Origin of the sequence: Pseudomonas sp. Irchel 3E19 (assembly GCF_900187585.1) — a bacterium.
Taxonomy (GTDB): Bacteria; Pseudomonadota; Gammaproteobacteria; order Pseudomonadales; family Pseudomonadaceae; genus Aquipseudomonas; species Aquipseudomonas baetica.
Window position 1 is genome coordinate 118,337 of record NZ_FYDT01000011.1, and the last position, 17,521, is coordinate 135,857.

At 60.3% G+C, this 17,521-nt stretch carries 18 protein-coding genes and 1 pseudogene; 10 read left to right on the forward strand and 9 right to left on the reverse strand.

Going from position 1 to position 17,521, the window contains the following annotated elements:
* Positions 1-148 precede the first annotated feature (148 nt).
* Both CKW18_RS10000 and CKW18_RS10005 read right to left on the reverse strand, forming a co-directional pair.
* Positions 149-1,573 (reverse strand): sensor histidine kinase, encoded by a 1,425-nt coding sequence (locus tag CKW18_RS10000; RefSeq protein WP_095188642.1) that lies wholly within the window; start codon positions 1,571-1,573, stop codon positions 149-151.
* Positions 1,560-2,282 (reverse strand): response regulator transcription factor, encoded by a 723-nt coding sequence (locus CKW18_RS10005; RefSeq protein ID WP_095188643.1) that lies wholly within the window; start codon positions 2,280-2,282, stop codon positions 1,560-1,562. The genes CKW18_RS10000 and CKW18_RS10005 overlap by 14 nt, the downstream gene beginning before the upstream one ends.
* Positions 2,283-2,501: 219 nt before the next feature.
* Here CKW18_RS10005 and CKW18_RS10010 point away from each other — a divergent pair, with 219 nt between their 5' ends.
* A complete protein-coding gene (locus tag CKW18_RS10010; protein WP_095188644.1) occupies positions 2,502-5,255 on the forward strand; it encodes a response regulator in 2,754 nt (917 codons plus the stop codon).
* A gap of 83 nt (positions 5,256-5,338) precedes the next feature.
* Entirely contained in the window at positions 5,339-6,328 is a 990-nt protein-coding gene (locus tag CKW18_RS10015; RefSeq protein WP_095188645.1) for a 2-hydroxyacid dehydrogenase, read from the forward strand.
* A gap of 3 nt (positions 6,329-6,331) precedes the next feature.
* Here the strand turns inward: CKW18_RS10015 and CKW18_RS10020 are convergent, their stop codons facing one another.
* Positions 6,332-6,781, reverse strand: coding sequence for a hypothetical protein (locus tag CKW18_RS10020; protein WP_095188646.1), 450 nt, complete (start codon positions 6,779-6,781; stop codon positions 6,332-6,334).
* Positions 6,782-6,914: 133 nt separating this feature from the next.
* Here CKW18_RS10020 and CKW18_RS10025 point away from each other — a divergent pair, with 133 nt between their 5' ends.
* Together CKW18_RS10025 and CKW18_RS10030 are read left to right on the forward strand one after the other, a co-directional pair.
* Positions 6,915-7,349, forward strand: a complete 435-nt coding sequence (locus tag CKW18_RS10025; protein ID WP_095188647.1) for a hypothetical protein — start codon at positions 6,915-6,917, stop codon at positions 7,347-7,349.
* The gene (locus tag CKW18_RS10030; RefSeq protein WP_095188648.1) at positions 7,349-7,753 is read left to right on the forward strand and encodes an META domain-containing protein; all 405 of its coding nucleotides are present in this window, start codon (positions 7,349-7,351) and stop codon (positions 7,751-7,753) included. Before CKW18_RS10025 ends, CKW18_RS10030 begins: the two co-directional genes overlap by 1 nt.
* 131 nt (positions 7,754-7,884) lie before the next feature.
* On the opposite strand, the gene CKW18_RS10035 is transcribed toward CKW18_RS10030, so the two are convergent.
* The gene (locus tag CKW18_RS10035) at positions 7,885-8,352 is read right to left on the reverse strand and encodes a TlpA disulfide reductase family protein (protein ID WP_095188649.1); all 468 of its coding nucleotides are present in this window, start codon (positions 8,350-8,352) and stop codon (positions 7,885-7,887) included.
* Between the two features lie 113 nt (positions 8,353-8,465).
* Here CKW18_RS10035 and arsC point away from each other — a divergent pair, with 113 nt between their 5' ends.
* From arsC to CKW18_RS10050, 3 genes are read left to right on the forward strand one after another with little or no spacing between them, the layout of a single operon-like run.
* Positions 8,466-8,819, forward strand: coding sequence for an arsenate reductase (glutaredoxin) (arsC, locus tag CKW18_RS10040; protein ID WP_095188650.1), 354 nt, complete (start codon positions 8,466-8,468; stop codon positions 8,817-8,819).
* The gene (gene wrbA / locus CKW18_RS10045) at positions 8,816-9,412 is read left to right on the forward strand and encodes an NAD(P)H:quinone oxidoreductase (RefSeq protein ID WP_095188651.1); all 597 of its coding nucleotides are present in this window, start codon (positions 8,816-8,818) and stop codon (positions 9,410-9,412) included. Before arsC ends, wrbA begins: the two co-directional genes overlap by 4 nt.
* Position 9,413: 1 nt before the next feature.
* The gene (locus CKW18_RS10050; protein ID WP_095188652.1) at positions 9,414-9,839 is read left to right on the forward strand and encodes a DUF2069 domain-containing protein; all 426 of its coding nucleotides are present in this window, start codon (positions 9,414-9,416) and stop codon (positions 9,837-9,839) included.
* A 90-nt stretch (positions 9,840-9,929) separates the two neighbouring features.
* Here CKW18_RS10050 and CKW18_RS10055 read toward each other — a convergent pair whose 3' ends face one another.
* Positions 9,930-10,604, reverse strand: coding sequence for a DNA-3-methyladenine glycosylase I (locus CKW18_RS10055; RefSeq protein ID WP_095188653.1), 675 nt, complete (start codon positions 10,602-10,604; stop codon positions 9,930-9,932).
* A 133-nt stretch (positions 10,605-10,737) separates the two neighbouring features.
* On the reverse strand, positions 10,738-11,562 hold the full coding sequence (gene ttcA, locus CKW18_RS10060) for a tRNA 2-thiocytidine(32) synthetase TtcA (protein WP_095188654.1): 825 nt from the start codon (positions 11,560-11,562) through the stop codon (positions 10,738-10,740).
* A gap of 288 nt (positions 11,563-11,850) precedes the next feature.
* On the opposite strand from ttcA, the gene CKW18_RS10065 reads away from it, so the two are divergent.
* Together CKW18_RS10065 and CKW18_RS10070 are read left to right on the forward strand one after the other, a co-directional pair.
* Positions 11,851-12,453: a Yip1 family protein gene (locus tag CKW18_RS10065; protein ID WP_007917515.1), complete on the forward strand. Its 603-nt coding sequence runs from the start codon at positions 11,851-11,853 to the stop codon at positions 12,451-12,453.
* A gap of 147 nt (positions 12,454-12,600) precedes the next feature.
* Positions 12,601-13,095: a SprT family zinc-dependent metalloprotease gene (locus CKW18_RS10070; protein WP_095188655.1), complete on the forward strand. Its 495-nt coding sequence runs from the start codon at positions 12,601-12,603 to the stop codon at positions 13,093-13,095.
* A gap of 109 nt (positions 13,096-13,204) precedes the next feature.
* Here the strand turns inward: CKW18_RS10070 and CKW18_RS10075 are convergent, their stop codons facing one another.
* Together CKW18_RS10075 and CKW18_RS10080 are read right to left on the reverse strand one after the other, a co-directional pair.
* On the reverse strand, positions 13,205-14,386 hold the full coding sequence (locus CKW18_RS10075) for a CaiB/BaiF CoA-transferase family protein (protein WP_095188656.1): 1,182 nt from the start codon (positions 14,384-14,386) through the stop codon (positions 13,205-13,207).
* Positions 14,387-14,530: 144 nt separating this feature from the next.
* Positions 14,531-15,865, reverse strand: coding sequence for a dicarboxylate/amino acid:cation symporter (locus CKW18_RS10080; RefSeq protein ID WP_095188657.1), 1,335 nt, complete (start codon positions 15,863-15,865; stop codon positions 14,531-14,533).
* 351 nt (positions 15,866-16,216) lie between these two features.
* On the opposite strand from CKW18_RS10080, the gene CKW18_RS10085 reads away from it, so the two are divergent.
* Positions 16,217-17,215 (forward strand): AraC family transcriptional regulator, encoded by a 999-nt coding sequence (locus tag CKW18_RS10085; protein WP_095188658.1) that lies wholly within the window; start codon positions 16,217-16,219, stop codon positions 17,213-17,215.
* A gap of 82 nt (positions 17,216-17,297) precedes the next feature.
* Here CKW18_RS10085 and CKW18_RS10090 read toward each other — a convergent pair.
* Positions 17,298-17,521: pseudogene (locus tag CKW18_RS10090) on the reverse strand (IS4 family transposase); the annotation flags it as partial.

The following is a 17,521-nucleotide window of genomic DNA, read 5'->3' on the forward strand; positions in this document are numbered from 1 at the left end:
TCACGCAAAGTGCGGTGCTTATGGTTTATGGGAATAAGGGATTAAAAGTCGCGCCAGTGGTGCGACTTTTGCGGTGTCATCTTAATTGGCGGTGATGCGTATGGCCTCTTCGCGAGCAGGCTCGCTCCCACAGGGGGATCAGCGTTGATCACACAATCTGCGGTGAACCCAGTTCCAATGTGGGAGCGAGCCTGCTCGCGAAGGCGTCAGTCGGCGCAACACCCTCATCAGCCAACAACCGCAAATTCAACCGCAACCCCGCCCCGCTATTCTCCGCCCACAACCTCCCGCCCTGGCGCTGCACCGCATTCCTGGCAATGCTCAACCCCAGCCCAAACCCCCCATCACCGGGCCGCGAGCCGTCGAGGCGAGTGAACGGCGAAAAGATCCGCTCAAGATCCGCGTCAGCCACCCCGCCGCCCTGATCGTCCAGCCACAGATGCCAGTAATCGCCATCCCGGCGTCCATCAAGACGCACGATCCCGCCCTCGGGCGAGTGACGAATGGCATTGCGCAAAATGTTCTCCAGCGCCTGCGCCAGCGTGTTGAGATTGCCGCGCACCCAGCACGACGCCTCCACCGCGCACTGCAATTGCAGACTCGGCCAGCCGCTTTCATAACAGGCGTTGTCGGTAAGCATTTCCCACAACGCCTGAATCTGGATCGCTTCGTCCGGCAACGGCGAACGCTCCGTGTCCAGCCACGCCAACTGCAAAGTATCTTCGACCAGCCGTTGCATGCCGTCGACTTCACGACCGATGCGTTCGCGCAGTTGCCCAAGCCCCTGCTCGCTTTCGCTGGCCACGCGCAGTCGACTCAACGGCGTACGCAATTCATGTGAAAGGTCGCGGAGCAATTGCTGTTGCAGGGAGACCGTGCTTTGCAGGCGTTCGGACATCGAGTCGAACGCCCGAGCCAGCTCACCGAGTTCGTCCGGCCGCTGAGTGATGCCGCTCGACAGCCGCACGTTCAATTGATCGGCGCGCCAGGCGTTGGCCTGCTCACGCAAGTTGTTCAACGGCACCACCAGCAAACGATACAGGCCGACGCACAGTAATAAGGTGAACAACCCCGGAATCACACCGTTGGTGATAACTCGCCAGAACACCCGGTATTTGCCCGGCAGAAAACGCTCGGGCAGTTCGATCACCAGACTGCCGGCGGACGGTTCCTTGGGAAAGGGGATGCGCAGCCACGGCCGCCCCTGCTTGTGGATCGGCCAATCGAGCCCGCGCAGAAAGGTCAGGCGCTGGATTTCCTGATCGTTCAGCGGCTCATTGCTCAGCGACTGCAAATTACCGCCAATCACGCCGACCCAGGCAGCCTCGCGCAATTCCATGCTCTGTAACCAGCTATCAATGCCGTCGCGCTGCCCTTGCTGCCACGCCCGCTCCGCTTCAGCGGCATAACGCGTAAGCGTGCCGCGCGCCTCGTTAGAGAGGAACTGATTGCGCTGTTCCATATAACGGCCCCACGACCAGCTCAGCCAGATCATCAGCAGACAGAACGCCACCAGCAGGCAGGCCAGTTTCCAGAACAGCGAATGACGCCCCGGCAACTCAGAGATTTTCATCAGCGCCACTCAGTACGTAGCCCTTGCCCCACACCGTGCGCACTTCGCGGTCGGTGTAACCGATGGCCTTGAGTTTGCGGCGGATCTGGCTGATGTGCATGTCGAGGCTACGATCATGGGCCGCGTAGCCACGTTGCAGGACATGCTGATAAAGGAAGGCTTTGCTCAGCACTTCCTCATCATTGCGATTGAGGGTTTCCAGCAGGCGGAATTCGCTGCGGGTCAGGCCGGCGGCTCGCTCGCGAAAGAACACGTCGCACTGCTCATCGTCAAAGTGCAACGTGCCCGTCGCCACCGGCACAGCGAGAGCGGCGGGACGACGATCAAGAGCCACCCGGCGCAGGATCGCTTCGATGCGCACATGCAGCTCGGCCATGCTGAACGGCTTGGGCAAATAATCGTCGGCGCCCAGTCGAAAACCACTGATGCGATCGGCCTCGGCACCCAGAGCCGACATCAGCAACACGGGCGTCGAATGACTCTGGCGCAGTTGGGTCAGCACGTTCAAGCCGTCCAGCCCCGGCAGCAGAATGTCCATCAAGACCACGTCGAACGGCTGGCGCCGGGCAATGCTCAAGCCTTCCTGACCGTTCTGGCACCAGGTCACCTGAAAGCCGCTGCGCCCCAGATGTTCGTGAACATAGGCACCGAGGACCGGATCGTCTTCGATGGAAAGGATGCGTGGCGGGCCAACGGAAACAGGAGTCATGAGTATCTGCAAGTAATTCTCAGTTGTAGGCAATTATTCAAGATTGCCGGACAACGGGCAACACAAGGTTCAGTGGTCAGACGAACGCCCTCTTGAACGCTGACTAACGAGGACAGCATTTTTCCGGAGATTGCCCGCGAGCAAATCGCTACACTGCGCCCATGTCGCGTGCCGGATGTACGTGTGAGTCAACAGATCAGCGGGATGCAGGAGATAGGCGTGCTCAAGAAACTGGGAATCAAAGGTCGCGTATTGTTGCTGACCTTGTTGCCGACCAGCCTGATGGCGCTGGTGCTGGGTGGTTATTTCACCTGGACGCAGCAGGCCGACCTGCAAACCCAACTGATGCAGCGCGGCGAAATGATCGCCGAGCAACTGGCGCCGCTGGTGGCGCCCGCCATGGGCCATGGCAACAGCGACCTGCTCGAGCGCATCGCTACTCAGTCCCTTGAACAACCGGATGTGCGCGCGGTGACCTTCCTCGCGCCCGATCGCTCGCCGCTGGCCCACGCCGGCCCGACCATGCTCAATCAGGCGCCAAGCGGCGACAGTGCCCATCTGCAACGGCGCAGCGGCAACGATGCAACGCGTTACCTCATGCCGGTGTTCGGCAAGCATCGCAACCTCGCTGGCGAACTGATTCCCGAAGAATCCGAGCGCCTGCTTGGCTGGGTCGAACTGGAGCTGTCGCACAACGGCATGCTGCTGCGCGGTTATCGCAGCTTGTTCGCCAGCCTGTTACTGATTGCCGCCGGCCTGGCCGGTGCCGCGCTGCTCGCGTTGCGCATGGGCCGCACGATCAATCGACCGCTGGGCCAGATCAAGCAGGCCGTCGCACAACTCAAGGACGGCCACCTGGAAACCCGCCTGCCGCCGCTCGGCAGCCAGGAGCTGGATGAACTGGCATCGGGCATCAACCGCATGGCCGGCACTCTGCAGAACGCCCGCGAAGAACTGCAGCACAGCGTCGATCAGGCCACCGAAGACGTGCGCCAGAACCTGGAAACCATCGAGATCCAGAACATCGAACTGGATCTGGCCCGTAAAGAGGCGCTGGAAGCCAGCCGGATCAAATCCGAATTCCTCGCCAACATGAGCCACGAGATCCGTACGCCGCTCAACGGCATTCTCGGCTTCACTCATCTATTGCAGAAAAGCGAACTGACCCCGCGCCAGCTCGATTATCTGGGCACCATCGAAAAATCTGCCGACAGCCTGCTCGGGATCATCAACGAGATCCTCGACTTCTCGAAGATCGAGGCCGGCAAACTGGTCCTCGACCACATTCCGTTCAACCTGCGCGACCTGCTGCAGGACACCCTGACCATTCTCGCCCCTGCTGCTCACGCCAAGCAGCTTGAACTGGTCAGCCTGGTCTATCGCGACACGCCGTTGTCGCTGGTCGGTGATCCGCTGCGTTTGAAGCAGATCCTCACCAACCTGGTCAGCAACGCAATCAAGTTCACCCGCGAGGGCACCATCGTTGCCCGGGCGATGCTCGAAGAAGAACACGAAGACAGCGTGCAGTTGCGCATCAGCATTCAAGACACCGGCATCGGTCTGTCGAATGAGGACGTGCGTGCGTTGTTCCAGGCATTCAGCCAGGCCGACAACTCACTGTCGCGACAACCCGGCGGCACCGGTCTGGGGCTGGTGATTTCCAAGCGTCTGATCGAACAGATGGGCGGCGAGATCGGTGTCGACAGCACACCGGGCGAAGGCTCGGAATTCTGGATCAGCCTGAGCCTGCCGAAAACCCGTGACGATGCCGAAGACCTGCCATCAGCGCCGCTGCTCGGACGCCGCGTCGCAGTGTTGGAAAATCACGAACTGGCACGTCAGGCCCTGCAGCATCAACTGGAAGACTGTGGCCTCATCGTCACGCCGTTCAACACCCTGGAAAGCCTGGCCAATGGCGTCACCGGCGCCCATCAGACTGATCAGGCGATTGATCTGGCAGTCATCGGCATCACCAGCAATGACATGCTGCCGGAGCGCCTGAACCAGCACATTTGGGATCTCGAACACCTCGGCTGCAAGGTGTTGGTGTTGTGTCCGACCACCGAGCAGACACTGTTCCATCTGTCGGTGCCCAATCCGCACAGTCAGTTGCAGGCCAAACCGGCCTGCACACGCAAACTGCGGCGGGTGCTGTCGGATCTGGCCAACCCGCGCCAGCCGCGCAACGAGCCTGGCGAACCGCTGTCGAGCCGGGCACCAAAGGTACTGTGTGTCGACGACAACCCGGCCAACCTGTTGCTGGTGCAGACGCTGCTCGAAGACATGGGGGCCAAGGTACTCGCGGTGGAAAGCGGTTACGCAGCGGTCAAAGCCGTGCAGAGTGAATCGTTCGATCTGGTGCTGATGGATGTGCAGATGCCGGGCATGGACGGGCGCCAGAGCACTGAAACCATCCGTCAGTGGGAAAGCGAGCGGCATTGCACGCCATTGCCGATCGTCGCCCTCACCGCCCACGCCATGGCGAACGAAAAACGCGCATTGCTGCAAAGCGGCATGGACGACTACCTGACCAAGCCGATCAGCGAACGGCAACTGGCGCAGGTGGTGCTTAAGTGGACCGGCCTGGCGTTGCGCAATCAAGGGCCGGAACGGGTCAATGACAGCGCGGCAGGCAGTCATGAACTGCCAGTACTCGACCACGAAGAAGGCTTGCGTCTGGCTGCCGGCAAAGCGGATCTGGCGGCGGACATGCTGGCGATGTTGCTCGCCTCGCTGGAAGCCGATCGCGAAGCGATCCGCAACGCCCGCGACAGTCATGACCAGAACGCCTTGCTGGAACGGGTGCATCGCCTGCATGGCGCCACGCGCTACTGTGGCGTACCGCAACTGCGCGCTGCCTGCCAGCGCAGCGAGACCCTGCTCAAACAGAACGACCCGAAAGCGCCGACCGCGCTGGATGAACTGGAACGGGCGATCAATCGCCTGGCCACGCAAGCCAGGATCAGCGCCTGACCCAAAGCAATGCCGACCCGCGCGGACAGCGCTAAAGTTGTCGCGGCTCATGTGAGCCCGCGTCAACGCTCCAGGAGGATGTCATGCGCACGATCGTTTTCAGCAGCCAGACTTACGACCGCGAGAGTTTCCTCGCCGCCGATTGCCCGGCGGATATCGAACTGCATTTCCAACCGGCCCGACTCAGCCTCGACACCGCGGCCCTGGCCGACCGGCACGAAGTGGTCTGCGCCTTTATCAACGATGACCTCAGTGCCGCGGTGCTGGAGCGTCTGGCCGCCGGCGGTACACGGCTGATTGCCCTGCGCTCGGCCGGTTACAACCACGTCGATCTGGGCGCTGCGAAACGCCTCGGCCTGGCCATCGTGCGCGTCCCGGCCTACTCGCCGCACGCCGTGGCCGAACATGCCGTGGCGCTGATCCTCGCCCTCAATCGTCGCCTGCACCGCGCCTACAACCGCACCCGCGAAGGCGATTTCAGCCTGCACGGCCTGACCGGTTTCGATCTGGTCGGCAAGACCGTCGGCATCGTCGGCACCGGGCAGATCGGCGCCACGTTCGCGAAAATCATGCACGGCTTCGGCTGTGAGTTGCTGGCTTACGATCCGTATCCAAACCCCGATGTTCTGGCGCTCGGCGCGCGTTATCTGAGCCTGCCGGAACTGCTCGCGCAATCGCGCATCATCAGCCTGCACTGCCCGCTCAACGCGCAGAGCAAACACCTGATCAACCGCGACTCACTGGCGCACCTGCAAGCGGGCACCATGCTGATCAACACCGGTCGCGGAGGGCTGGTCGATACGCCGGCGCTGATCGACGCCTTGAAGGACGGTCAGCTCGGTTATCTGGGGCTGGATGTGTATGAAGAAGAGGCGCAGCTGTTTTTCGAGGATCGTTCCGACCTGCCATTGCAGGACGATGTGCTGGCGCGCTTGCTGACGTTTCCCAACGTGATCATCACCGCGCATCAGGCCTTTCTGACGCAGGAGGCGTTAGGCGCAATTGCCGCGACCACCTTGCACAACATCGCGACCTGGGCGGCAGGAGCGCCGCAGAACCAGGTCGAGGGTTGATACTTACTTCGGTGACAGCGAGGACGCCAGAATCAACAGCGCCAGCCAGCCGAAGCCAAAAAAGCGCTGCTTCGCCGAGTGGCCGTTGCGCAGCAGGAACCAGACGAACACCATCGGCAACAGGAACACCATGATCTTCAACCAGCCTTCCACCGGGCGGCTGCCATCTGGATTGATTTGTGGCTCAACCGCTTGCGCGGCCTGTTGCCGGCGCCGACGCCCCGCTGCGGCCGGCATGACTTTTGGCAAAGGCTGCGCCGCTGGAGAAATGACAGCCTCCGGAACCGCTCTGTTACGCGGCAGACTGCCAAAAGAAATCGTCGAAGCCGGTGCCGCTGCGGGCTGCGCTTGTGCGTGGGCCTGGTGCTCCGCCATCGGAGCCCCGCAATGAATGCACGCCTGGGCTTCGGAGCTGATGCTCCGCTTGCATTCATAACATTCGATCAGCGCCATGTTCCGTTCCTTCAGAGTCGAGGGCGGCAGTTTGCCATGTGCGCAAGTCGATTTGAACCGGATCGAAGGTCGCACGCGCGAGTCAATTTGCAACCAAGCCCGTGCTAGCATGTCGCGCATATTTGGAGGACCCATGGTCGAACACGATTTCCGCTACACCCTGATGAACCCGCAACACACCCTCACCGAATGCCGCGCCCTCGTTCCGGGCCGCTATCAGGTCACCGGCAATGGTGGCTCGATTCGCATCGGTGACGCGCTGTTGGTCACCCTCAAAGGCAGCAAGGACTTGTCCATGCGCCTGACCGTTGAAACCGTCCGCCACCTGATCAATCCGCCGGGCCAATGGACCGCGATGACCACAGGCCCGGTGTTCGGCGAACTGGCGATCCATACCTGGCAGGTCAACTGCGACAGCTGCGCCAAAGAGCTGAACTTCGAATTTGCCGTCGACGCCAAACTGGGCAAAACCGCAGAAAAACCGGCCGCCACTGCGCGCATCGCCGAGCTGGGCTGGAAAGCCGTTGGCGACAAGCACCTGTGCCCGAAATGCCAGGAGCCTGCGTGATGAAACGCCTTGCCCTGACCGCTCTGGTCGGTGTTGGCCTGGCGGGCTGCGCCGCGGAGCCTGTGCAACTGCAACAGAACCGCAGCTACATTCTGGAGTGGATCGGCGAACGGCCTCTGATGGATTACAGCCATCTGACCGTGACCCTGGGCGATGACGGTCGCGCCTACGGTAACGGCGGCTGCAACCATTGGTTTGCCCCGTACACGCTGGATGGCGACAAGCTGAGCTTCGGCAAGATCGGCAAGACCCGCAAACTGTGTGCGCCAGCGTTGATGGAGCAGGAACAACGTTTCCTGCAAGCGCTGGAACACGTCGAGCGCTGGGATATTTCGCCGATCGAGCAGATGCGCTTCTGGCCGGCGCAAGGCAAGCCGCTGCGCTGGTGGCTGGAAGAGGGTTAAGCCCCTCACGCTGATCGTTCCCACGCTCCAGCGTGGGAATGCATCAAGTGACGCTCTGCGTCTCAGGGACGCGGAGCGTCCCGGGCATCATTCCCACGCAGAGCGTGAGAACGAGCCTGACTGAAAACGGGCTACTTGGTCGCCTGCAACGCCTCAAGCTTCGCCATCACTCCCGCCGCCGTCTGCTCACCCAGCAACTGTTCCCGCACCTTGCCCTTGTTGTCGATGATGTACGTCACCGGCAACGCCTCGCTGCGCGGCAAGTCGAACAACTCCGCCGGATCCTGCGCCAGCACGGTGAACTTGATGCCCAGTTTCTCGCTGGCGCTCTTGAGCTCTTCACCCTGCACGTTGTCGAAGTTGACCCCGAACACACCGACGTTCTTGCTTTTCAGCTCATCCGCCAGATGATTGAGTTCCGGGATCTCGGTACGGCACGGGCCACACCATTCGGCCCAGTAATTGAGCACCACCCATTGCTTGTCCAGACGCTCGGACGCCACTTTCTGACCGTTCTGGTCGATGCCATAGTCATTGCCGCAGCCCCCCAGCATCAACGCCCCGAGTATCGTCAATGCCGCTGCCAATCGCCGTGTCATGTCGTGTTCCTTGTGAAAATTTGAAGGCGCCTGCGACCCATCGCCTCTGAAGGTTCTGGATTGGGCGCTGCACAGTTAGAATAACCGCCACTTTACGCCAGAAGCGACCCGCCATGACCGATCTGACGCTTTATCACAATCCGCGCTGCTCGAAATCCCGCGGCGCGCTGGAACTGCTTGAAGCCCGCGGCCTGACCGCCAACGTCGTGCGTTATCTCGAAACCCCGCTGGACGCCGCGCAAATCAAGGCCTTGCTCGGCAAGCTGGGGATCAGTGCACGGCAACTGCTGCGCACCGGGGAAGATGAATACAAAACCCTGAACCTGGCCGACGCCAGTCTCACCGAGAAACAATTGATCGAAGCCATTGCGGCCCATCCCAAGCTGATGGAACGGCCAATCCTTGAAGTCGGCAACAAAGCCGTCATCGGCCGTCCACCGGAGCAGATCCTGGAGTTGCTGCCGTGAGCGCACCGTACATTCTGGTTCTGTATTACAGCCGCAACGGCTCGACCAACGAGATGGCCCGGCAAATCGCTCGCGGTGTCGAGCAGGCCGGCCTCGAAGCGCGCCTGCGTACCGTGCCGGCGATTTCCACCGAATGCGAAGCGGTTGCCCCGGACATCCCGGACGAAGGCGCGCTCTACGCCACCCTCGATGACCTGAAGAACTGCGCCGGTCTGGCGCTGGGCAGTCCGACCCGTTTCGGCAACATGGCCGCCCCGCTCAAGTACTTCCTCGACGGCACCAGCAATCTGTGGCTGACCGGCGCACTGGTCGGCAAACCGGCCGGGGTTTTCACTTCCACCGCCAGCCTGCACGGCGGCCAGGAAACCACCCTGCTGTCGATGATGCTGCCGCTGCTGCACCACGGCATGCTGATCACCGGCCTGCCATACAGTGAGTCGGCGCTGCTGGAAACCCAGGGCGGCGGTACGCCTTACGGCGCCAGCCATCACGCTGGGGCGGATGGCAAAAAAGGCCTTGATCAGCACGAAGTGGCGCTGTGCCGAGCACTCGGCCTGCGTCTGGCCAAGACTGCGCAGAAACTGGAGGACTGAAGTGGCCAAGAAGCCGAAAATCCTGCCCGCCGTCGAGTGGCTTGAGCCCCGTGTGAAAGCGATGCGGGTGCTCAGTCTGCTGAGCTTCTTCGCCCTCGCCGGGTTGCTCGCCGCCTATTACCTGATCTTCGCCGACCTGCATGGCGCGCGACCGTGGGTGATTCTGCTGGTCGAATTGATCCCGTGGCTCGTCCTCGCCCCGGCAATGATCATGGGCAGCGCACGCGGGCACTCGTGGATGTGTTTTGTGGTGAATCTGTATTTCATCAAAGGCGCACTGGCGGCGTATGACCCGAACCGGCAGTGGTTTGGTGTGCTGGAGATGGTCGCGAGCCTGGCGGTGTTCTGCTCGGCGCTGCTGTATGTGCGGTGGCGGTATCAGTTGAATCGCAAGTTGGCGGGTGAAGGCGAGATCAGCGTCGCCTGAGCTGACGCCTTCGCGAGCAAGCCCGCTCCCACAGGGGAACGCATTCCAAAATGTGGGAGCGGGCTTGCTCGCGAATGGGGCGACGCGGTCTTAATGATTCACGGTGTACGCGAGCATCATCGAAATCTGGCTCATCGGCCGGCCGCCGCTCTCTTCATGCCACTGGTTGAACACGTTCTGCACAATGGCCAGATCGCGCAGGCTGGTCGGCGCCTTGTCGACGACTTTCTGCGCATTCAGCGCCGCGACCACGTCGTAGCTCGGCACAAACGTATCCTTGCCGACCATGCGCAAAAACCGTGGCGCCGACAACCCGCCCAATTGATGGCCGTGCTTTTTCAGGTACGTCCACAGACCGACGATATCGGTCACCGGCCAGTCGGCGATCAACGCGCCGAAACTGCCCTTTTCCTTCTCCACATCGAGAATGAACTGCGCATTGCGCGGCACGCTCTTGAGCTTGCCCAGGTGACGGATGATCCGCGTGTCCTGCATCAGCCGTTCAAGGTGCTCGGCGCTCATCAGCACGACTTTTTCCGGGTCGAACTTGAAGAACACTTCTTCGAAGGCCGGCCACTTGGCATCCACCAGACTGTGCTTGAGCCCGGCGCGAAACACGCGCAGGGCCATGGTCGAAAGGTAGCGGTCGTCGCTGATCTTGCGCAGTTGTGCCGGGGTCTTGGGAACGGGCAGATGGGCTTCCAGTTCAGCCGCTGAACCAAAGCGGTTCAGACAGTATTCGTGCAGCCACTTGTAATCGCGCATGCCCTCTCCTGATGAATAAAGCGAAGAAACCAATGTGGGAGCGAGCCTGCTCGCGAAAGCAGTGTGTCAGTCAACATTGATGCTGGCTGACATGACGCCTTCGCGAGCAGGCTCGCTCCCACAGTGATCGGGTTTAGAGATTGACGACATTGACGAACCGCGAAGCCGCTGTCTCGTCGATCTTCAGGCTGGTGAAGTCGAACAGATTGCGGTCGGCCAGTTGCGACGGCACCACGTTCTGCAGACTGCGGAAGATGCTTTCAGTTCGACCCGGGGTCTTGCGATCCCAGTCCTGAAGCATTTCCTTGACCACCTGACGCTGCAGGTTTTCCTGCGAACCGCAGAGGTTGCACGGGATGATCGGGAATTGCTTCAAGTCCGAGTAAGCCTGAATGTCTTTCTCGTTGCAGTACGCCAGCGGACGGATCACCACGTTGCGGCCGTCATCGGCGCGCAGCTTCGGCGGCATGGCTTTAAGCGAACCGTTGAAGAACATGTTGAGGAAGAACGTCTCGACGATGTCGTCGCGGTGATGACCGAGGGCCATTTTGGTCGCACCGATTTCATCGGCAAAGGTGTACAGCGTGCCGCGACGCAGGCGCGAGCACAGTGAGCAGGTGGTCTTGCCTTCCGGAATCAGTTCTTTGACCACCGAGTAAGTGTCTTTCTCGACGATGTGGTACTCGATGCCCAGCGTTTTGAGGTAGGCCGGCAGCACGTGCTCGGGGAAGCCCGGCTGCTTCTGGTCCATGTTCACGGCGACGATCTCGAACTTGATCGGGGCAACCTTCTGCAGGTGCATCAGCACGTCGAGCATGGTGTAGCTGTCCTTGCCCCCGGACAGGCAGACCATGACCTTGTCGCCGTCTTCGATCATATTGAAGTCGGCGACCGCTTCGCCGGCCAGGCGGCGCAGGCGCTTTTGCAGTTTGTTCTGGTTGACCGTAAGAGTGCCCATGACGCGAAATCCGTGAGGTGTGACGAAAGGCGGGCATTTTACGCAAAAACCCCTGGTTTGTGCTCACGGGTTGTCGCCACTGGCCAATTCGGTCTTTACAGACCTCAAGGCGATTAAGCCCCCTGTTTACAGCGCGATTTGCTCTAACCCCCTAGTCCCGGTGCGGTTAAGACCTTTCTATACTGCGACGTAAGGTCGCACACATCTGAAGACCTGAATTTGCTCGGCCTCATTGGCCCGTAGGCGCTCCGTTGGGGGGCGATGGCAATAACAAGAGGAGTGACTGGCATGATCCATCACGTAGTGGGACTTTTTACCCACCCCGATCAGGAATGGAAGGAAATCCGTGGCGACCAAGAGGAAAGCATCAGCCACATGTACTTGACGCACACGCTGATTCTGGCGGCGATCCCCGCCGTATCGGCATTCATCGGCACCACGCAGGTCGGCTGGGTGATCGGCAATCGCGCACCGGTGATGCTCACGGTCGAAAGCGCCATCTGGATGACCGTGATGTCGTACCTGGCGATGCTCGGCGGCGTCGCGGTCATGGGTGCCTTTGTGCACTGGATGGCCCGCACTTATGACGCCAACCCGAGCCTGGCCCGTTGCGTGGCATTTGCCACCTACACCGCGACACCGTTGTTTGTCGGCGGGCTGGCGGCGCTGTATCCGCATATGTGGCTGGGGATGATCGTCGGCACGGCGGCCATCTGCTACACGGTGTATCTGCTGTATGTGGGATTGCCGACTTTTATGAACATTCCCTCGGACGAGGGCTTTCTGTTTTCAAGTTCAGTGCTAGCGGTGGGTCTGGTGGTGCTGGTGGCCATCATGGCGTTCACCGTGATCGTCTGGGGCCTCGGCGTAGGGCCGGTGTATACCAACTGACATGATTCCCCCCGAGAAAAACAAGATCTGCCAATACAGGCCGCCGCAAGGCGGCCTTCTCGTTTGGCGGATGACCATTCGGCAGGTCAGCGATTCGCAAGTCCGGGAGGTTGCGGCATACTCGACACCTCTGGAGATCCATCAAGCATGCCCGAGCAACTCAATACCCGCGTCGAAGACTGTTACCAACTCGCTGAATCCTTTTTCAAACGTCATTTCCAACGCCCAGTGGTGAGCCTCAAGCTGCGCGGGCAAAAAGCCGGGGTCGCGCATCTGCACGAGAACCTGCTGCGCTTCAACCCGCAGCTGTACCGGGAAAACACCGAACACTTCCTCAAGCAGACCGTGGCTCACGAAGTCGCCCACTTGATCGCCCATCAGTTGTTCGGCGACCGCATCCAGCCCCACGGCGAGGAGTGGCAACTGATCATGCGCGGCGTTTACGAACTGCCGCCGGATCGCTGCCACACCTACGCAATCAAACGCCGCAGTGTGACCCGCTATATCTACAAATGCCCATGTGCGGAAAGTGATTTTCCGTTTTCGGCGCAGCGCCATAGCCTGGTGCGGCAGGGGCGACGGTATTTGTGCCGCAGATGCCGCAACACTTTGGTGTTCAGTGGTGAGATGCGCGTCGAATAATTGAGGTTTGTGTCGTTCATATTGCCCTCTTCGCGAGCAGGCTCGCTCCCACCCTGGAATGCAGTCAGCTGTGGGAGCGAGCCTGCTCGCGAAAGGGCAGGTACAGACACTAGAGAATGACCTTGGCTCGGCGCAGTTCAACTATTCGCTCAGCACTGAACCCCAACTCTCCCAACACCTGATCCGTATGCTGCCCCAACGCCGCCCCGACATGCCGAGGCGCCGGTAATCCTTCGGAAAACTTCAGCGGACACGCGATCTGCGCCTGCGTCGTCCCATCCCCTCGCGGCACTTGCGTCACCAGTTCCCGCGCTTGCAATTGCGGATGCTGCACCGCCTCACCCAGACTCAACACCGGTTCGACACACGCATCAATCCCGGCAAACAATGCACACAGCTCAGCAAAGTCATGCCGCTCGAACTCGACCTTTAACGCTTCCTTCAATGCCTGCTGTTGCTCAGGCTTGGTGGACAAGCCGTGCACCGCCAACTCCGGCCGGCCCAGCGCCGCACACAATTGCTGCATGAAGCCCGGCTCCAGGCTGCCCACCGACATCCAGCGGCCATCGCGAGAACGGTAGTAATCATAAAAACTGCCGCCATTGAGCATCTGCTCTTCCCAACCCGGCTCTTCGCCGCAGGCCAGATACCCGGCGCCGGCCATCGCATTCAGGCTGAACGCACAGTCAGTCATGCTCACGTCCAGGTGCGTGCCCTGCCCGGTTTGCTGGCGCGCAATCACCGCCGCCAACAGCCCGATCACTCCGTGCAGCGAGCCTCCAGCGATATCCGCCACTTGCATGCCCAAGGGCAACGGCCCGCTGTCGGCGCGACCGGTATAGCTGGAGAGTCCGGCCAGCGCCAGATAGTTGATGTCATGCCCAGCACGATCCTTGTACGGCCCGGTCTGGCCGTAACCGCTGATCGACACGTAAATCAGCTTTGGGTTGATCGCCTTCAACGCTTCATAACCCAGACCCAGGCGCTCCATCACACCGGGGCGAAACTGCTCGAGCACGATGTCGTAATCGGCGAGCAACTGCTTGACCACCCCGAGTGCCTCGGGCTGTTTGAGGTCGAGTGCCAGGCTTCGTTTATTGCGATTGAGATAAGCGTGGCTGGCCGACATCCCCTGATCGTGGGGCGGCAACACCCGCAGCAGATCCATGCGGGTCGGCGATTCGATGCGCAAAACTTCAGCCCCCATGTCCGCCAGCAGCAGCGAAGCAAACGGGCCCGGCAACAGGGTCGAGAAATCGAGAATCTTCAATGAGGCCAGCGGTGCGGACATGGGTGAGCTCCTTGTGCGATGCACTCAGCCTAGGCAGCGATGCCGCGCACAGCAATCACCGTATGTGTCAGCAAACATGACCGTTGCGCTCAAATTGCAGGCAAGAAAAAACCCGCCGGAGCGGGTTTTTCATTCAAGCGATGCTTACTTCACATTGCTCGGGGTTGGGCCTTCAGCCACACCCAGGTCGTCTTCTTCACGCTCATCGGAGATACCGCGACCGCCAGAAGCCAGTTCGGCTTGCAGTACATCGGTGTCCAACTCTTTCACCCACTTGGCGACAACGATGGTGGCAACGGCGTTACCCACCAGGTTGGTCAGCGCGCGGGCTTCGGACATGAAGCGGTCGATACCCAGGATCAGCGCCAGACCGGCCACCGGCAGGTGACCGACGGCCGACAGCGTGGCCGCCAGCACGATGAAGCCCGAACCGGTCACACCGGCAGCGCCTTTGGAGGACAGCAGCAACACCAGCAGCAGAGTGATCTGGTGAGTGATGTCCATATGGGTGTCGGTCGCCTGAGCGATAAACACAGCCGCCATGGTCAGGTAGATCGACGTACCGTCGAGGTTGAACGAGTAACCGGTCGGGATCACCAGACCCACGACGGATTTCTTCGCGCCCAGGCGTTCCATCTTGATCAGCATGCGTGGCAATGCCGATTCGGACGAAGACGTACCCAGTACGATCAACAGTTCTTCACGGATGTAACGCACCAGTTTCAGCACGCTGAAACCGTGGGCACGGCAGATCGCGCCCAGCACCACCACCACGAACAGCACGCAGGTGATGTAGAAGCAGATCATCAACTGACCCAACTGCACCAGCGAGCCGACACCGTAGGCACCGATGGTGAAGGCCATCGCACCGAACGCTCCGAGTGGCGCCAGTTTCATGATCATGTTGATGATGTTGAACATCACGTGGGCAAAGCGATCGATCAGATCCAGCAGCGGACGACCGTACGAACCCAGGCGATGCAGGGCGTAACCGAAGATCACCGAGAACATCAGCACTTGCAGGATGTCACCGGTGGCGAATGCACCGACGATGGTGTTCGGGATCACATTAAGGAGGAAACCGACAATGCTCTGGTCTTTACTGGCCGTCACATAGGTGGCGATTTTCGAGGCGTCCAGGGTGGTGACATCGATGTGCATGCCGGCGCCCGGTTGCACGACGTTGACTACAACCAGACCGATCAGCAAGGCAATGGTGGAAACGATTTCGAAGTACAGCAGCGCGTAGCCGCCAGTCTTGCCCACCGACTTCATGTTCTGCATGCCGGCGATGCCGCTGACAACAGTACAGAAAATGATCGGGGCAATGACCATTTTGATCAATTTGATGAACCCGTCACCCAGCGGCTTGAGGGCCACACCGGTCTGTGGGTAGAAGTGACCGAGCAGGATGCCGATGGCGATTGCAACGATCACCTGGAAGTACAGGGATTTGTAGAGTGGCTGACGAGTCGTCATTGCAAATTTCCTCAAGAGTCCCACGGGGCAACTTCCATCTGTTGTCCGCAAAACCTTAAATTGCGAACCCTCCTGCACTGGAGGGATTTGTTGTTGGAGCAGCGTTTTCCATCAGGGCCAAACGCACGCTTCTGTGGCTTGTATCGCAAACGCCGTGCCACTTTGGTGCGATTGCCTGCAAGCCTTTTGATATCAGGGATTACAGGTTCATTTGTGTCACTGTCCGGTGACTTGTATGTGGCGGTTTTCCGCCAACTCACCGAATCTCGTCCTACAATTTGGCGGAAATCCGCCTTGTTGCCCGTTCCGACCCCAGCTACCATCCGGCGCCTGAGGAAGGATCAGCTGCCAATGCGCGAACGTACCATCGCCAGCCATTTCGCCCGCGCCGCTCTGGGTGGCGCACGTCGCCTCGGGTTCGACTACTCGGGCCTACTGCTGCAATTGGGGATCAGCCCGGAATTGCTTGACGAGCCTCGTGCGCGCATCGCCCCGGAGCAGTTCACCCGTTTGATCCAGAGCCTGTGGCTGGCGCTGGACGACGAATACCTCGGTTTCGGCAAGGCACCGAGCAAACCCGGCAGCTTCGCCATGATGTGCCACGCCTCGATTCATTGCCGCAACCTGGAGAAGGCTCTGCAACGCGGCTTGTTTTTTTACAGCCTATTCCCCGAAGCCCCGCGCCTGAGCCTCACACGCGAAGACGAATGGGTGCGCCTGAGCCTCGACGATTCGCAGTTGTGGGACCCGGATCACTTTCTCACCGAAAGCCTGCTGGTGATCTGGCATCGCCTCGGCAGTTGGCTGATCGGCCAGCGAATCCGCCTGGAGCAGGCAACCTTCAGCTATGCGAAACCTGCGCATGGCGCTGAATACGATCTTTTGTTCCCCTGCCCTTTGGTGTTTTCAGCCGAACAAAGCAGCCTGCTGTTCCACAGCCGCTACCTGCAAATGCCGCTGTTGCAGGACGAACGCACTCTCAAGCACTTCCTTGAACGCTCCCCCGCTGACTTGCTCTCGCGCCCGGATGATGGCGACAGCCTGAGCAGCCGCCTGCGCCGCTTGCTCAGCCGCGACAGTGCGCGCTGGCCGGATCTGGAGGCTGTGGCCGCGCACCTGCACATCAGCCCGCAGACGCTGCGCCGGCACTTGCGTGAGGAAGGCACCAGTTTTCAGGAGTTGAAAGATCAGTTGCGGCGGGATATCGCCATCTACCATTTGGGGCGGGCGGATCTGTCGTTGCAACAAATTGCCGAGCAGTTGGGGTTTTCCGAGCCGTCGGCGTTTCACCGGGCGTTCAAGAAGTGGACAGGGCTGACGCCGGGGGCTTATCGGGCTCAGGAGCAGTGAGGCTAGTTTGGGTTGGGGTTGGGGTGTATATCCGTTTTTTTGGTGATGGCTGATTAGGGTTCCGCCCTTACGGCCATCCCTTTCAAGGTCTTTTAGTTTTGGCAGCCTTGATTACTCTGTCCGTTGAAACATGCGCATGCACCGCCGTGCCTTGGACCCATGTCTTGGGCTTAGGCACTTTGGGGCCACGGGGGCTTTTCGCAACTTGTTTGGGTTGGATGTTGCTGGCCAGCTCTAGTAAGCGCTGGGCCAGTTTTTCCAGAGGAATGACGGGAAGATATTCCGAAGGCAGCGCAATCTGCATTC

What these genes read in the sequence shown, in the direction of transcription:
- CKW18_RS10000 (WP_095188642.1), bottom strand. Translation starts at nt 1,573, where the DNA reads ATGAAAATCTCTGAGTTGCCGGGGCGTCATTCGCTGTTCTGGAAACTG.
- CKW18_RS10005 (WP_095188643.1), bottom strand. Translation starts at nt 2,282, where the DNA reads ATGACTCCTGTTTCCGTTGGCCCGCCACGCATCCTTTCCATCGAAGAC.
- CKW18_RS10015 (WP_095188645.1), top strand. Translation starts at nt 5,339, where the DNA reads ATGCGCACGATCGTTTTCAGCAGCCAGACTTACGACCGCGAGAGTTTC.
- CKW18_RS10020 (WP_095188646.1), bottom strand. Translation starts at nt 6,781, where the DNA reads ATGGCGCTGATCGAATGTTATGAATGCAAGCGGAGCATCAGCTCCGAA.
- CKW18_RS10025 (WP_095188647.1), top strand. Translation starts at nt 6,915, where the DNA reads ATGGTCGAACACGATTTCCGCTACACCCTGATGAACCCGCAACACACC.
- CKW18_RS10030 (WP_095188648.1), top strand. Translation starts at nt 7,349, where the DNA reads ATGAAACGCCTTGCCCTGACCGCTCTGGTCGGTGTTGGCCTGGCGGGC.
- CKW18_RS10035 (WP_095188649.1), bottom strand. Translation starts at nt 8,352, where the DNA reads ATGACACGGCGATTGGCAGCGGCATTGACGATACTCGGGGCGTTGATG.
- arsC (WP_095188650.1), top strand. Translation starts at nt 8,466, where the DNA reads ATGACCGATCTGACGCTTTATCACAATCCGCGCTGCTCGAAATCCCGC.
- CKW18_RS10055 (WP_095188653.1), bottom strand. Translation starts at nt 10,604, where the DNA reads ATGCGCGATTACAAGTGGCTGCACGAATACTGTCTGAACCGCTTTGGT.
- ttcA (WP_095188654.1), bottom strand. Translation starts at nt 11,562, where the DNA reads ATGGGCACTCTTACGGTCAACCAGAACAAACTGCAAAAGCGCCTGCGC.
- CKW18_RS10065 (WP_007917515.1), top strand. Translation starts at nt 11,851, where the DNA reads ATGATCCATCACGTAGTGGGACTTTTTACCCACCCCGATCAGGAATGG.
- CKW18_RS10070 (WP_095188655.1), top strand. Translation starts at nt 12,601, where the DNA reads ATGCCCGAGCAACTCAATACCCGCGTCGAAGACTGTTACCAACTCGCT.
- CKW18_RS10075 (WP_095188656.1), bottom strand. Translation starts at nt 14,386, where the DNA reads ATGTCCGCACCGCTGGCCTCATTGAAGATTCTCGATTTCTCGACCCTG.
- CKW18_RS10080 (WP_095188657.1), bottom strand. Translation starts at nt 15,865, where the DNA reads ATGACGACTCGTCAGCCACTCTACAAATCCCTGTACTTCCAGGTGATC.
- CKW18_RS10085 (WP_095188658.1), top strand. Translation starts at nt 16,217, where the DNA reads ATGCGCGAACGTACCATCGCCAGCCATTTCGCCCGCGCCGCTCTGGGT.